Source organism: Acinetobacter entericus, assembly GCF_026168575.1.
In the GTDB taxonomy this organism is placed as follows: Bacteria; Pseudomonadota; Gammaproteobacteria; order Pseudomonadales; family Moraxellaceae; genus Acinetobacter; species Acinetobacter bouvetii.
Map to the genome: position 1 here is coordinate 36,081 of NZ_JAPEQW010000013.1, position 13,670 is coordinate 49,750.

14 protein-coding genes are annotated in these 13,670 nt (G+C 42.4%); 8 read left to right on the forward strand and 6 right to left on the reverse strand.

The window, feature by feature from the left end:
* Positions 1-79: 79 nt before the first annotated feature.
* Positions 80-445: a hypothetical protein gene (locus OKC24_RS11330; RefSeq protein WP_005010983.1), complete on the forward strand. Its 366-nt coding sequence runs from the start codon at positions 80-82 to the stop codon at positions 443-445.
* Positions 446-581: 136 nt separating this feature from the next.
* On the opposite strand, the gene OKC24_RS11335 is transcribed toward OKC24_RS11330, so the two are convergent.
* Both OKC24_RS11335 and OKC24_RS11340 read right to left on the reverse strand, forming a co-directional pair.
* Complete coding sequence (locus OKC24_RS11335) at positions 582-1,022, reverse strand: DUF2147 domain-containing protein (RefSeq protein ID WP_131276395.1); 441 nt, start codon at positions 1,020-1,022, stop codon at positions 582-584.
* A gap of 255 nt (positions 1,023-1,277) precedes the next feature.
* Positions 1,278-1,910, reverse strand: coding sequence for an alpha/beta hydrolase (locus tag OKC24_RS11340; RefSeq protein ID WP_131276394.1), 633 nt, complete (start codon positions 1,908-1,910; stop codon positions 1,278-1,280).
* Positions 1,911-2,033: 123 nt separating this feature from the next.
* Here OKC24_RS11340 and yaaA point away from each other — a divergent pair, with 123 nt between their 5' ends.
* The 5 genes from yaaA (at position 2,034) to OKC24_RS11365 (ending at position 6,591) form a co-directional block, all read left to right on the forward strand.
* Positions 2,034-2,813 carry a peroxide stress protein YaaA gene (gene yaaA, locus OKC24_RS11345; RefSeq protein ID WP_130145157.1) on the forward strand — a complete coding sequence of 260 codons (780 nt, stop codon included), beginning with the start codon at positions 2,034-2,036 and terminating at the stop codon, positions 2,811-2,813.
* A 374-nt stretch (positions 2,814-3,187) separates the two neighbouring features.
* Positions 3,188-3,376, forward strand: coding sequence for a hypothetical protein (locus OKC24_RS11350; protein WP_130145159.1), 189 nt, complete (start codon positions 3,188-3,190; stop codon positions 3,374-3,376).
* Between the two features lie 404 nt (positions 3,377-3,780).
* A complete protein-coding gene (locus tag OKC24_RS11355; protein ID WP_131276393.1) occupies positions 3,781-5,103 on the forward strand; it encodes an NCS2 family permease in 1,323 nt (440 codons plus the stop codon).
* Positions 5,104-5,169: 66 nt separating this feature from the next.
* A complete protein-coding gene (locus OKC24_RS11360) occupies positions 5,170-6,171 on the forward strand; it encodes an adenosine deaminase (protein ID WP_131276392.1) in 1,002 nt (333 codons plus the stop codon).
* 69 nt (positions 6,172-6,240) lie between these two features.
* Positions 6,241-6,591 carry a hypothetical protein gene (locus tag OKC24_RS11365; protein ID WP_131276391.1) on the forward strand — a complete coding sequence of 117 codons (351 nt, stop codon included), beginning with the start codon at positions 6,241-6,243 and terminating at the stop codon, positions 6,589-6,591.
* A 46-nt stretch (positions 6,592-6,637) separates the two neighbouring features.
* Here OKC24_RS11365 and OKC24_RS11370 read toward each other — a convergent pair whose 3' ends face one another.
* Positions 6,638-7,192 (reverse strand): cytochrome b, encoded by a 555-nt coding sequence (locus OKC24_RS11370; RefSeq protein WP_131276390.1) that lies wholly within the window; start codon positions 7,190-7,192, stop codon positions 6,638-6,640.
* Between the two features lie 213 nt (positions 7,193-7,405).
* On the opposite strand from OKC24_RS11370, the gene OKC24_RS11375 reads away from it, so the two are divergent.
* Both OKC24_RS11375 and rnhB read left to right on the forward strand, forming a co-directional pair.
* Complete coding sequence (locus OKC24_RS11375; protein WP_131276389.1) at positions 7,406-7,792, forward strand: hypothetical protein; 387 nt, start codon at positions 7,406-7,408, stop codon at positions 7,790-7,792.
* 114 nt (positions 7,793-7,906) lie between these two features.
* Positions 7,907-8,485, forward strand: a complete 579-nt coding sequence (gene rnhB, locus OKC24_RS11380) for a ribonuclease HII (RefSeq protein WP_265465157.1) — start codon at positions 7,907-7,909, stop codon at positions 8,483-8,485.
* 83 nt (positions 8,486-8,568) lie between these two features.
* Here rnhB and csrA read toward each other — a convergent pair whose 3' ends face one another.
* From csrA to alaS, 3 genes are all read right to left on the reverse strand, one after another.
* Complete coding sequence (gene csrA / locus OKC24_RS11385) at positions 8,569-8,823, reverse strand: carbon storage regulator CsrA (RefSeq protein ID WP_004989721.1); 255 nt, start codon at positions 8,821-8,823, stop codon at positions 8,569-8,571.
* Positions 8,824-9,067: 244 nt separating this feature from the next.
* Positions 9,068-10,348, reverse strand: a complete 1,281-nt coding sequence (locus OKC24_RS11390) for an aspartate kinase (protein WP_130145173.1) — start codon at positions 10,346-10,348, stop codon at positions 9,068-9,070.
* 360 nt (positions 10,349-10,708) lie between these two features.
* Positions 10,709-13,402, reverse strand: coding sequence for an alanine--tRNA ligase (gene alaS / locus OKC24_RS11395; RefSeq protein ID WP_171458870.1), 2,694 nt, complete (start codon positions 13,400-13,402; stop codon positions 10,709-10,711).
* Positions 13,403-13,670: the final 268 nt, after the last annotated feature.

The following is a 13,670-nucleotide window of genomic DNA, read 5'->3' on the forward strand; positions in this document are numbered from 1 at the left end:
CAGCCAAGCAAATGCTTGGCTGTTTTGTATTTATTGCTTATTCTAAAACCATACAACAAAAATGCCTTTGGATAACACGATGAGAAAATTACAATTTGCGGCGAACTGTGCCCATCAGCCAAAAGTAGATGACTATAATGTCGTGCAAAAACAAGTGGCTGATTTATTGGCTGCTAAACTGAGTCAATACGGTTTTCAAACCTTATCTCAAAGCGGCGATCAAATTGCGGTGAGCGTGGATAATCATGCTTTGCCATTGTCAGTGACATGCCAAGGACATAATGTAGATGGCCATTTGGTGTGTGAAATTACATCATACCCGGATGAAGATCAGGATTGGTTAGACCGCATTGCAGAACAGAGTTTATTGAATCAATTGGCGCAGGCGGTTGAAAATACGCTGAAAGAAGATGAGTCATTTAGTCAGTTTCAGTGGAAAAGCTGATTTTGCTGCTCTGAATGTCTAGAGAAAAATAAATTTATAGTTTGCATGGCAGATAGCAGTAATACGCAGTCTGCCATGTTGTTTTTTGGCGGTTAATCAATAGCTGTCGTGAATAAATGGGGTGTTGAGTTGCATTTTATTCCACACGCAGCCACGTTTGATTGCGTCCTACCGCAGAAACGCCAATATAGCCGCGAAGAAATAATTTTTTCCCGCTTGAGTTTAATTTACCTTTTAAGCGGTAGATTTTTCCTGAAACAGGGTCGATGATTCGCCCATCGGTATAATTTACTTGATCTGATGTTTTTAAGCCTGTGATGACTTGCATGCCGATAATTGGCTTATTGGTATAGGGTGCAGGGCAATTGGAACACAACTCTTTCGGTATATAGCCCGCGCGTGGAGTGGCCTTTAGAGCAGTGCCGGCATAAGTTCCATCGACTTGCTGTTCTATTTTTACTAACCCTTTAGCTTCGCCTGTTTTATCATCCATGTAACGCCATGTTCCTGTAATATTTTGCGCCATGGCAGAAGAACATAACAAAGCAAGACTCATTATCCCAATGAATGTTTTCATAGTATCCCTATAAGTATGAAAGAAGTTCCATGTAAAGTCTAAAAGCCAATATTGGCTAAGTAGTTGATTGTATTTTTATTAGTTTATTATATGAATTGCAATAATGCTTAATTTTTAGCAATTGGTGGTGGATTTTTCCAATATTCTATTCTGTCTGAAAACCTGCTGGTGATGTGTGAATTCAGCTGAAATATAAAACGCTATGAATAAAAAAGCCATGATTTTCATGGCTTTTTTATTCATAGCTTAGAAGAATTAACTTACAATTAAAAAACGGCTAATTGCAACGCGCAATTGCTTTAAATAGCCTGTAAAGAAATGATTTGCGCCAGGTAAAACTGTAATTAAATGGCGCTGCGGTTTAGCCCATTGAATTAAGTCAGACAGCAGAGTTACATCATCGGCTTCGCCATGAATAAATAAAATGTCACCTTTAATATGCGGTGTTACATAGTGGCGGACACCCGCGACTGTTGTGGTTGGTAAACCGCATAAAATCGTTTGCACGGGCTGTAAGTCAGTAGGAAGCAAGGCATAGCATTTGGTCATTACATTTGCGCCAAAACTGAAGCCGCCTGCATAAAACGGCAAATCGGCATGCTGGCTGCGCGCGTATTGAATGACATTCATGGTGTCTTGGGTTTCACCGTTGCCATCGTCATGAATGCCGGCACTTTGACCAGAACCGCGAAAACTTGGGCGGTATACAATACAGCCGCGTTCTAAAAACATTTGTGCTAAAAGTACAGGGACTTTGTGCTGCGGCGTACCGCCTTGCAGCGGGTGGGGGTGGGTAACTACCGCGAATCCTTTCACTTCACCCTGTGGATAATCTACAAAAACTTCAATTTGGCCGGCTGTGCCTTGAAGGAAAATCTGTTCAGACATAAGGAGAGATTAAATGGCGGGAGAATACACTATTCTACCGATAATGCTCAGTAAAAACACAGATTGGAAATAAAATAAGTCTACTGTTATAGTTTGTTTACTTAAATTTTAATCAAGTTATTTATGCTCGCTTTAATTTCTCCTGCCAAAACCTTGGATTATGAAACTGCTTTACCTACAGATCAAAACACATTACCAAGATTGCTGGATCATTCACAAGCGCTTATCGACGTAAGTCGTAAACTGTCCGCTTCAGATATCGCCAATTTAATGAGTGTGAGTGAGAAAATCGCGACTTTAAACGCAGCGCGCTTTCGGGATTGGCAGTCCGACCTGAATTTTTCTAATGCGCGGCAGGCACTGTTTGCTTTCAAAGGTGATGTGTATACGGGCTTAGATGCATATAGCCTGAATGATCAGCAAATCGATTATGCGCAAAAGCATTTGCGCATGCTTTCGGGTTTATATGGACTATTGCGCCCCTTAGATTTAATGATGCCGTACCGCTTAGAAATGGGAACAAAACTGCAAAATCCGCGCGGTCATAACCTTTATGAATTTTGGGGCGATCACATCACGAAAATGATTAATAAGGACTTGGCGGAAGCCGGCTCAGAGCTTCTGCTAAATATCGCTTCAGATGAGTATTACAAATCGGTCAAGGAAAGCGGGATTCAAGCTCAGATTATTAAGCCTGTGTTCTTGGATCAGAAAAATGGCAAATATAAAGTCATCAGTTTCTATGCCAAAAAAGCCCGCGGTCTAATGGCGCGCTATATGCTTGAACATAAAATTGAACGGGCTGAAGACTTAAAGTCATTTAATACAGGAGGGTATTATTTTGATGCAGATAGCTCATCCCAAAGCGAATTGGTGTTTAAACGTGATGAGCAAGCAGCTTAAAGCCTTAATTTAATTTTGCTTAAATTGCGCTTTATTGGATCATGCGATAAAGCGTCAGGCAAATTATGAATAGTCCTGAATCATATTTTCAGCAATGCATTTTACCGGGAACACGCATTGCTGAATGTTGTGCCGCATGGTTAGCAATACGAAAATGTATGTATTTCACTTTGGCCGTATTAAAAATTGCATATTGCTATCTTTTATTTAGCTAGTAACTATAGGTAAGTTTATTTTTAAAATAAATTATAACTTTTCCGATGAAAAAAAAGATAAAAACGATAAACTTACTCAATAAAGAGTGATTTGAATCACATTTTGTGTTTTAGTTTTGTTATTATAATAAAAAGTTAAGTAAACAATAAAAGCCAGTTATGAAAATTCTTATCATTCCATTCTTTATCATGCTCGTGTGCATCTTGGGATTTGTGGTCTATAAAGATACAGAGGTCAAGAGGCAGCAGGAACTGAATCAGCTGATGAATGAAGTCAATCAGACCCAAAACGTAGAAGGGATGGACAGCTCTTTTAGCCTTAGTTCGGCTCAAACTGCGGAAAAATAGCCAGCAGGATAAAAAACTTAACTTTTTTAGGAAATTGAATTTCTTTTAAATAAAACCAATACCTTAAATATAATGCATTTATCAGCACAATAAAATTTAGAAACAATAAAAATCAATGTGTTATAATTTAAGGTATGTAAAATTAGATCGGTTTATTGCTTTTTAAGCTTCTGATTTAATTCAGGTAAATGAAGCTGCATAAGACTATGCAGCTTTTTTGTTGGTGACCGTTTAGCTGTTTGCAATATATCGCTTAATTGGTTGATTGCATAAATATTTTTTCTTGCAGTATGAAAATGCTGGCATACAGATTGCTAGAACATCCACAAAATTAATGATATTTCAATTGTGATTAATTTTGTGGAGTGCTTAGGGCATAAAGTTTACTCAATAGGGGCTAGGTCATGACGACTCCTAATCCATCTTCAGAAAATATACTTGAACGCCTGTTCAAGCTGAGTGAAAACAAAACCAGCTTTAGAACAGAGGTATTAGCAGGTGTAACGACATTCCTTACGATGTGTTACATCATTATTGTGAATCCAATGATTTTGTCTGAAACAGGCATGGATCATGGCGCTGTCTTTGTTGCAACTTGTCTTGCAGCAGCCATCGGCTGTTTGGTAATGGGGCTGGTTGCAAACTATCCTATTGCGCTTGCGCCGGGTATGGGCTTGAATGCCTACTTTACTTATTCAGTGTGTTTAGGCATGGGCGTGCCTTGGCAAACGGCTTTGGCAGCAGTCTTTGTATCAGGCTTAATTTTTATTGCCATCAGCATGTTCAAAATCCGAGAAGCAATTGTCAATGCAATTCCAATGTCGCTGAAACTGGCGATTGGCGGCGGTATTGGCTTGTTCCTTGCGCTGGTTGCATTGAAAAATGCAGGCATTATTGTCAAAAATGATGCAACTTTAGTGGGCTTGGGCGACCTGGGTCAGCCTCCTGCAATGTTAGCGCTGCTGGGCTTTTTATTAATTGTGATCATGCATCAGTTTAAAGTCCGCGGTTCAATTATCATCAGTATTTTGGTGGTTACTGCGATTTCTACTGCTTTAGGCTATAACCAGTTCCAAGGCGTAGTCGGTGAAATTCCTTCAATTGCGCCAACATTCATGCAAATGGATTTTTCGGGCTTGTTTGAAGCAAGTCTGATTGGCGTCATCTTTGTATTCTTTTTGGTCGATTTGTTTGACTCAACAGGGACATTGGTTGGTGTTTCACACCGTGCAGGCTTGTTGAAAGATGGCAAACTGCCGCGTTTGAAAAAAGCCTTATTTGCTGATTCAACAGCAATTGTTGCCGGCGCTGCATTAGGCACATCATCTACAACGCCATATATTGAATCTTCTGCCGGTGTTGCTGCCGGCGGCCGTACAGGATTGACTGCTGTCGTTGTCGCTATCCTGTTTGTCCTGTGCTTATTTTTAGCGCCATTAGCGCAATCGGTGCCGGGCTTTGCCACAGCGCCAGCGCTTCTGTTTGTTGGCGTACTGATGATTCAGGGGATTGTGCATATTGAATGGGATGAAATTACGGAAGCAGTTCCAGCATTCTTAACCATTGTCTTTATGCCGTTTACCTATTCAATTGCAGACGGCATTGCAATGGGTTTCATCAGCTATGCATTAATTAAATTGTTTACTGGCAAAGCGAAAACTGTACCTTATATGGTATGGATTATTGCTGCGCTTTGGGCATTGAAATTTGCGATGTTTGGCGGTTAATTCGCCAGGCAAGTCAAAGGGTGTAAACTCAGTTTACACCCTTTTTTATTTTTATGAGGATAAGAGATGGATCAACTTGAGCTGATTTGCGCTTTGCCTAAAGCAGAGCTGCATGTGCATATTGAAGGGACCTTTGAGCCCGAGTTAATGTTTGAAATCGCGCAGCGCAATCAAATTGCAATCCCTTATCAATCTGTAGAAGAAGTAAAGCAGGCGTATAACTTTCATAATTTACAGTCTTTTTTAGACATTTATTATGCGGGCGCGAATGTGCTCATTCATGAGCAGGATTTTTACGATTTGGCTTGGGCGTATTTTGAAAAATGCGCAGAAGACAATGTGGTTCACACAGAAATGTTCTTTGATCCGCAAACACATACCGACCGCGGTATCGCATTTGAAACAGTAATGAATGGCCTGCAGCGCGCCTGTGATGACGCAAAAGCGAAATTGGGCATTACATCGCATTTAATCATGTGCTTCCTGCGTCATTTGAGCGAGGAAGCTGCATTTGAAACGCTGGAGCAGGCGCTGCCGTTCAAAGATCAAATTATTGGCGTAGGTCTGGACTCCAGTGAAATGGGGCATCCGCCGGCAAAATTTGAACGTGTCTTTGCCAAAGCGCGTGAGCAGGGCTTTCTGATTGTTGCGCATGCGGGCGAAGAAGGGCCAGCGGAATATGTCTGGGAAGCGCTGGATTTGCTGAAAGTGAACCGCATTGATCACGGTGTGCGTTCGGAAGAAGATCCGAAACTGATGCAGCGCCTGATTGCTGAAAAAATGCCGTTAACGGTCTGTCCGCTCAGCAACTTAAAGCTGTGTGTGGTCAAAGATATGGCAGAGCATAACATCCGCCGTTTGCTGCAGCAGGGCGTGCATGTTACGGTCAATTCAGATGACCCATCGTATTTTGGCGGCTATATGAATGATAATTTCATAGCGATTGCTCAAGCGCTGGATTTAAGCAATGAGGAGCTGAAGCAGCTGGCAATTAATTCATTTGAAGCTTCATTTATTTCTGCTGAAGAAAAGCAGAAATGGAAGCTGCAAATTGAAAACTTGCATTAAGCGCTGAGCGAATAGAGGGCAGCATCAGCTGCCCTTTTTTAAATCAAGAAAATTGAATCGACATCAAAAATGAATGTATGTGCCAAAGCATCTGTATTTTTCTGCAGCATGCTCTATTTCTGCAGTGCAGAAGCTGGCCAGTCTGCAATGCAGAAAATGCTGAATCCCGTGATTGAACATCAATGCGCTTTAGAATTGAAAGATTCTAACTTATGGAAAGCTTCTACGTTTTTAATGACAGCAGGCAATAAGCGGCAATTCGAACAGGATGTCTGCAGCTGTGTCAGTGCCAATGCGCTGAATGATGTGCCGGCGTCAGAATTGGCGCATGCTGCAGTAAGCGCTGAGGCTAAAAATCAGCTGATTAAAAAAGCTGTGCTGAATACGGTAAAAAGCTGCATCATGCAGCAGAAAATTTAAAAGCGCCTTAAGGCGCTTTTAATGGGTGTTAGAGGGAAATTGCGGTTTATTTGCCTTGGCGGATCATGCTTCTCAAGACGTTGTCTTTATCAATAAAGTGATGCTTTAAAGCCGCCAGTATATGACCCGCAAGCAGTAGGCCAGCAGCCCATGAGATATAAATATGCAGCGGTTTAACAATCGTGAGGATATCCGGGTCTTCCTGCACTAAGCGCGGAATATCAAATAAATACAGTACAGGGACGGGGTGGCCTGCGCTCCAGCTGAACAGACAGCCAGTAATCGGCAGTGCAAGTAAAACTAAATAAAGCGCTAAATGGCCCAAATGCGCCAATTTTTTCATCAGCGGCGACATGCTCGCGGGCAGCTCCGGCGCGGGGTGAGTGTAGCGCCAGAAAATCCGGATGACCACTAAAAAGATGATGGTGGTTGCAATATTTTTATGCAGGGTGATGACTTCCCCTTTAAAGCTGCCATCTGTTTCATAGCTTAAAAAATTGCCGCTGTAAAATCCAATAAGCCATGCGGCAATAAAAATAATTGCCATAAGCCAATGCAGCAGCTGTGCTGTGCGCGTGTAGTATCCAGTTGTATTTTTCATTTTAGCATCAAGCTATTTGAGGTTGATGAATCCTATTTTATATCTGAGCGGGAAGAAAGTGAAATTTAGGAACATAGCGTTGAAAATCTGCAACGCTCAATAATGTTTTATTAATATACATCTGCCGTGTATTTGTATTGTAGCTATTTCTTAAAATTTCAACTTTGGGCAAAATAGCGCTGCTGAATTTTATAAACATGATAAGGAAACGCAGTGAAAAAACTTCTTGCTGTTATGGCGCCACTCGCAATTGTTCTTTCGGCTTGTACAGCAACCGGCACATCATCGACGACTTCAACTGGCGCACAGACTGCGACACAGCAGCTGGGAATGGCTGCGATTAAAATTGCAATTAACGCAAAATGCACAACTGAATTGAATACGCTTCCAGCATGGCAAACCGCTACTAAAGTGATGACTTCAACACAAAAGCAAAATATTCAATCTGAGATTTGCGGCTGCGTCAGTGAAAAAGCGCCGCAAAGCGTAACGGCTGTTGATTTGGCAACGGCTGCGCTTGATCCGAATGCGCGTGCTGCAATCGTCAGCAATGTTGTGTCTAAAACAATTAATGCGTGTGTGCGGGAAGCTGTAAACTAAGCATGAGTGATTTACCGCTATTCGAGTGCAGCTTTAAATATAGCTGAAATAAAATAGCGGTTTGAAAATAGGCTGACCAGTTCAGCTTATTTTTATGATATTCAAAAGGTAATAATGATGAAAATTGCAGGTGCTGATGAAGCGGGACGAGGGCCTTTAGTGGGGTCGGTAGTTGCTGCTGCTGTAATATTGGATCCCAGCAATCCAATTGAAGGATTGAACGATTCAAAAAAGCTCAGTGAAAAAAAACGGGAAAAGTTATTTATTGAAATTCAGGAAAAGGCTTTAGCTTGGGCAATTGCGGAATGTTCTGCTGCTGAAATTGATGAATACAATATTTTGCAGGCATCACTGCTGGCGATGCGCCGTGCTGTAGAGAAGCTTTCAGTTCAGCCGGAGCATTTACTGGTGGATGGCAATAAAGTGCCCCAAGGCTTAAGCATGAGTTGTGATGCGGTAGTTGGCGGTGATGCGCTGCATCCTGAAATTTCAGCAGCCAGCATTTTGGCAAAAGTGACCCGTGACCGCGAAATGGTGGAACTGGATGCAAAATATCCGCAATATGGTTTTGCCAAGCATAAGGGGTATCCGACCAAAGCTCATTTTGAAGCAATTGCGCAATATGGTGTGATTGCTGAACATCGCCGAAGTTTTGGGCCTGTGCGAAAAGTGATTGAGCAGGGCGGGAAATAAAAGCAGAAAAGTAAAAAATTGAGATGCTTGAAAAGTTTAAAGCGGCTGGATAGCCGCTTTATTTTCACAGAACAACGCCAATATTAGCGATTGAAGTTGTTCTGTGAAAAATTATCATCTTCAAAAGAAGGCTGATAATCTTGATCGAGATGTTGAAGATGCTCGTGCATAGCTCGTTCATGTTGAATACGTTGGTAAATTTCTTCACGATGAACGGATACTTCTTTTGGAGCATTTACGCCAATACGCACTTGATTGCCTTTAACCCCAAGCACAGTCACGCTGACCTGGTCCCCAATCATCAATGTTTCTCCGACGCGTCGAGTCAGAATCAGCATGTTTATCTCCTTGCAAAACGCTAAACCTGCAATTGATCTAGAATGTAAAAACACAACCTGAAAAAGCAAAGAAAATTCACCAGATAACAGTAACCATCGTTGTTACAAATTTAATTCTAATAAAGTTTCTAAAAATCCTCAGGCTTAATATAACAGAGCCACTATAAGAAAAACTATAGTGGCTCTAGTTTATTTGTAATGTTTTTCAAATACTGTCTAACAATGACAATTGTTGATACATTTATTACGCACGTACGCTTGATTCGCCGTGTTCGCGGTCAAGGCCAAATGCTGTGTGCAAGGTGCGTACTGCAAGTTCCAGGTAATTTTCTTCAATGATGACTGAAATTTTAATTTCAGAAGTAGAGATCATCAAAATGTTGATGCCTTCGTCAGCAAGAGCAGTAAACATTTTACTTGCAACGCCTGCATGAGAGCGCATGCCTACGCCTACGATAGATACTTTTACAATGTCGTCACGTGCTGCAACTTCACGCGCGCCAATTGCTTGAGCAGTCGCTTCTAAAATTGCTTTGGCTTTTTTAAAGTCACCGCGGTTTACTGTAAAGGTGAAATCAGTCGTACCATCTTCTTCAACATTTTGGATAATCATATCCACTTCAATGTTTGCAGCGCCGATAGGCGATAAGATTTTAGAGGCAATACCTGGAACATCAGGCACACCTAAAATGGTTAATTTTGCTTCGTCACGGTTAAACGCGATACCTGAAATAATTGGCTGTTCCATATTATCTTCCGCTTCAGTGGTGATTAGTGTTCCGACGTTTTGTTTAAAGTTTTCGTCGAATGCGCCATCATTGTCATTATCAAAACTTGATAATACGCGTAAAGGCACTTGGTATTTTCCTGCAAATTCAACTGAACGAATTTGAAGAACTTTAGAACCAAGAGATGCCATTTCCAGCATTTCTTCAAAAGAAATGCGATCCACTTTTTTCGCTTTAGGCGCAACACGCGGGTCAGTGGTATAAACACCGTCTACATCGGTATAGATCTGACATTCATCTGCTTTCAGCGCTGCTGCAAGCGCAACACCTGAAGTATCAGAACCGCCACGGCCTAAAGTTGTGATGTTTCCTTCAGCATCAAAACCTTGGAAGCCGGCAACAACAATGACACGGCCCGCATCTAAATGGCTGGTCATCACATCAGTGTCAATTGATTCAATACGTGCTTTGGTGAAGGCGCTGTCGGTTTTAATACCAACTTGACGGCCTGTCAGTGACTTAGCTGCAACGCCGATAGAATTCAGCGCCATTGCTAACATCGAAATCGTTACCTGTTCACCTGTAGAGACCATTTGGTCTAACTCACGAGGGTCAGGGGTGTCCGTAATGGCTTTCGCTAAAGCAAGCAGGCGATTGGTTTCGCCACTCATCGCAGATACGACCACAACGACCTTGTGACCGTGATCATGCCAGCGCTTTACACGACGAGCTACATTTAAAATGCGCTCAGGAGTACCCATCGAAGTACCGCCATATTTTTGAACGATTAATGCCATAACTATCCTTACCAAGTAAATAAGTCTAAAGACTTAAAGCACTTACACATATTTGGAGCTTACTGCAGTGAGCAGCCCCAAAATACCACGCAGCTCCTAAATTGCAATCTGCAATCGCAATTTATCGGGATACTTTGCGCCTGATACTGCACAAAACAGTCATCAGGTTCCATCTTTATTATTCAGCGGCTGTCATTGTGTGATTTCAGCATAAATATCATTTGCAGCGTCAGACGCTTGCTCTATCCGCTTAAGCGATGCTGTTCCAAACCGCGTGGGCTTAACACAGCATCTTATAAGCTGAACTGGGGAAGGTAAAAGCCAACAGCATGGCCAGCTTTTACCTGAAATACTTGCGGTTTATTTTTGTGCAAGCCAAGCAGTTAAATCGGCCATAACGGATTCAAACTTCTCATTGAGTGGTGCGCCGCCTTGAGCGAGATCAGGTTTACCGCCGCCTTTGCCGCCCAACTCAGTGGCTAAATGCTTGATAATGTCGCCCGCTTTTACTGCTGAAGTGAAGTCTTTCGCAACAGAAGCGATCAGGCTGACTTTATCGCCCTCAACACCTGCCAGTACAATCACAGCATGGTCTAATTTAGATTTAACACTGTCATGCAGATGGCGAAGTGATTTCGCATCTTGTCCTTGAACGGTGGCAGTCAGTGTTTGGCGGCCAGCAATTTCCTGAACTTGATTCATCAGTTCAGACGCTTGGAAGTTCGCCAGTTTTTGATTTAACTGCTCAATTTGCTTTTGCAATTGATGCGCTGTTTCAACAGTGGCTTCAACTTTCTCAACAGTTTGGTCTTTTTGCGCTTTGAGCAAATCATTGATGTGGACGATATCCGCATCAACTTTTTGAACCACTTCAAGCGCTTTCGTGCCTGTTACCGCTTCGATACGGCGGACGCCGGCAGCCACACCGCCTTCAGAAGTGATTTTGAATAAACCAATATCACCCGTACGTTTCACATGGATACCACCACAAAGTTCGATTGAGAAGTTTTTCTCATCCTTTGTCGTACCCATCGCAAGCACACGGACTTCATCGCCATACTTTTCGCCAAACAACATCATTGCGCCTTTCTCTTTGGCCGCTTCAATGTTTAAAAGTTCAGTCGAAACAGCAGTATTGGCAATCACTTCAGCATTGACAATACGTTCAATTTCTTGCAATTGCTCAAATGAAACAGGCTGGTCATTGGCGAAGTCGAAACGTAAAACTTCTGACGCAACCAATGAACCTTTTTGTTGTACATGCTCGCCTAAAACTTGACGTAAAGCAGCGTGCAGTAAATGTGTTGCAGAGTGATTGCGTGCAGTTGCGTCACGAAGATCAGCTTTCACAATCGCTTCAACAGATTGAGCGGCTTTTAAGCTGCCCATGGTCACGATACCTTGGTGGACAAATGCGCCCCCAGATTTTTTGGTATCTTGAACTTCAAAAATACCGGTATCGTTTTTGAAGATCCCTGTATCGCCGATTTGACCGCCGCTTTCCGCATAGAAAGGGGTCTGGTTCAATACGATGAGCGCTTCATCGCCTTCAACGACTTCATCAACTGGCTCGCCATCTTTATAGATTGCAATGATTTGACCTTGACCTTGCGTTGCATCATAGCCATCAAATTGAGTTTCGCCTTCAACTTTAACAATTGAGTTGTAATCAATTGCAAACTTACCGGCATCACGCGCACGTTGACGCTGAGCCGCCATTTCAACGTCAAAGCCAGCTTCGTCAATAGTTAAATCGCGTTCACGGGCAATATCAGCCGTTAAGTCAGCAGGGAAGCCATAAGTGTCGTAAAGTTTAAATACGACTTCACCTGGAATGACAGAACCTTTAAGATTTGCCAATTCGCCTTCAAGCAACTTCAAGCCTTGCTCAAGTGTTTTTGCAAACTGTTCTTCTTCTTTCAGCAATTGCGCTTCGATACGTGCTTTTTGCGCTTCAAGTTCAGGATAAGCTAGACCCATTGCTTCAATCAGCGGTTGCAGCATTTTGTAGAAGAATGCACCTGTTGCGCCAAGTTTGTTTCCGTGACGCACTGCGCGGCGGATAATGCGGCGCAATACATAGCCACGGCCTTCATTAGAAGGGTTCACGCCATCTGCAATCAGGAAGCAGCAAGAACGAGCATGATCCGCAACCACTTTCAGTGAAGCTGGGTATTCAACAGGTTTACCTGATTCTTTGGCCGCTGCTTCAGCTTCAGCAGTATCTACACCGATGATTTCAGCCGCTGATTTTAGCAAGTGCTGGAATAAATCAATTTCGTAGTTCGAATTGACGTGCTGCAAAACTGCAGAAATACGTTCCAAGCCCATGCCTGTATCGACAGAAGGTGCAGGAAGATTATGCAATACGCCATCTGCAGTGCGGTTGAACTGCATGAATACGTTGTTCCAGATTTCAATGAAACGGTCGCCGTCTTCTTCAGGTGTACCCGGTAAGCCGCCCCAAATGTGGTCGCCATGGTCAAAGAAGATTTCAGAACAAGGGCCGCAAGGACCTGTATCGCCCATTGCCCAGAAGTTGTCTGATGCGTATTTTTCGCCTTTGTTGTCACCAATGCGGATAATACGGCTTGCATCCAGACCAATTTCTTTGTTCCAGATGTCAAATGCTTCATCATCGGTATGGTAAACAGTGGCGTAGAGTTTATCTTTAGGCAGCGCTAACCATTCTTCGCCAGTTAGGAAATCCCATGCAAATCGGATGGCATCATGTTTGAAATAATCGCCAAAAGAGAAGTTGCCCAGCATTTCAAAGAATGTATGGTGACGAGCTGTATAACCGACGTTGTCTAAGTCGTTGTGTTTGCCGCCAGCACGAACGCATTTTTGTGAGGTTGTTGCACGGACATAGTCACGTTTTTCAAGACCGAGGAAACAGTCTTTGAATTGGTTCATCCCTGCATTGGTAAACAGCAGAGTAGGGTCATTGGCAGGTACAAGTGAACTTGACGCGACACGTGTATGTCCTTGCGATTCAAAGTAGCGCAAAAATGCTTCACGTATTTCAGCAGTTGTCATAAAACGAGTACTCACAACCAAGTCACTCCTCAATTTTGTATTTGGCGGATAGCATAGCAAGCGAGTCTTACTTATTGATTCAAGCTGACTTGATATGCTGGCTTAAAATTTTAAAACGACAAATTATAACGGAAAATGCTGTACGCACCAATGATTTTAAGGTGAATTATTTTTTTTTATAATTCGCTGAACTGGTTAATCTAAAAAGATTCAAAAGCCATCAAACTGCAAAAATTGTGCTTTATTGAAAATGTAATTTTGACCCTTAAATTTGAGTATGCAT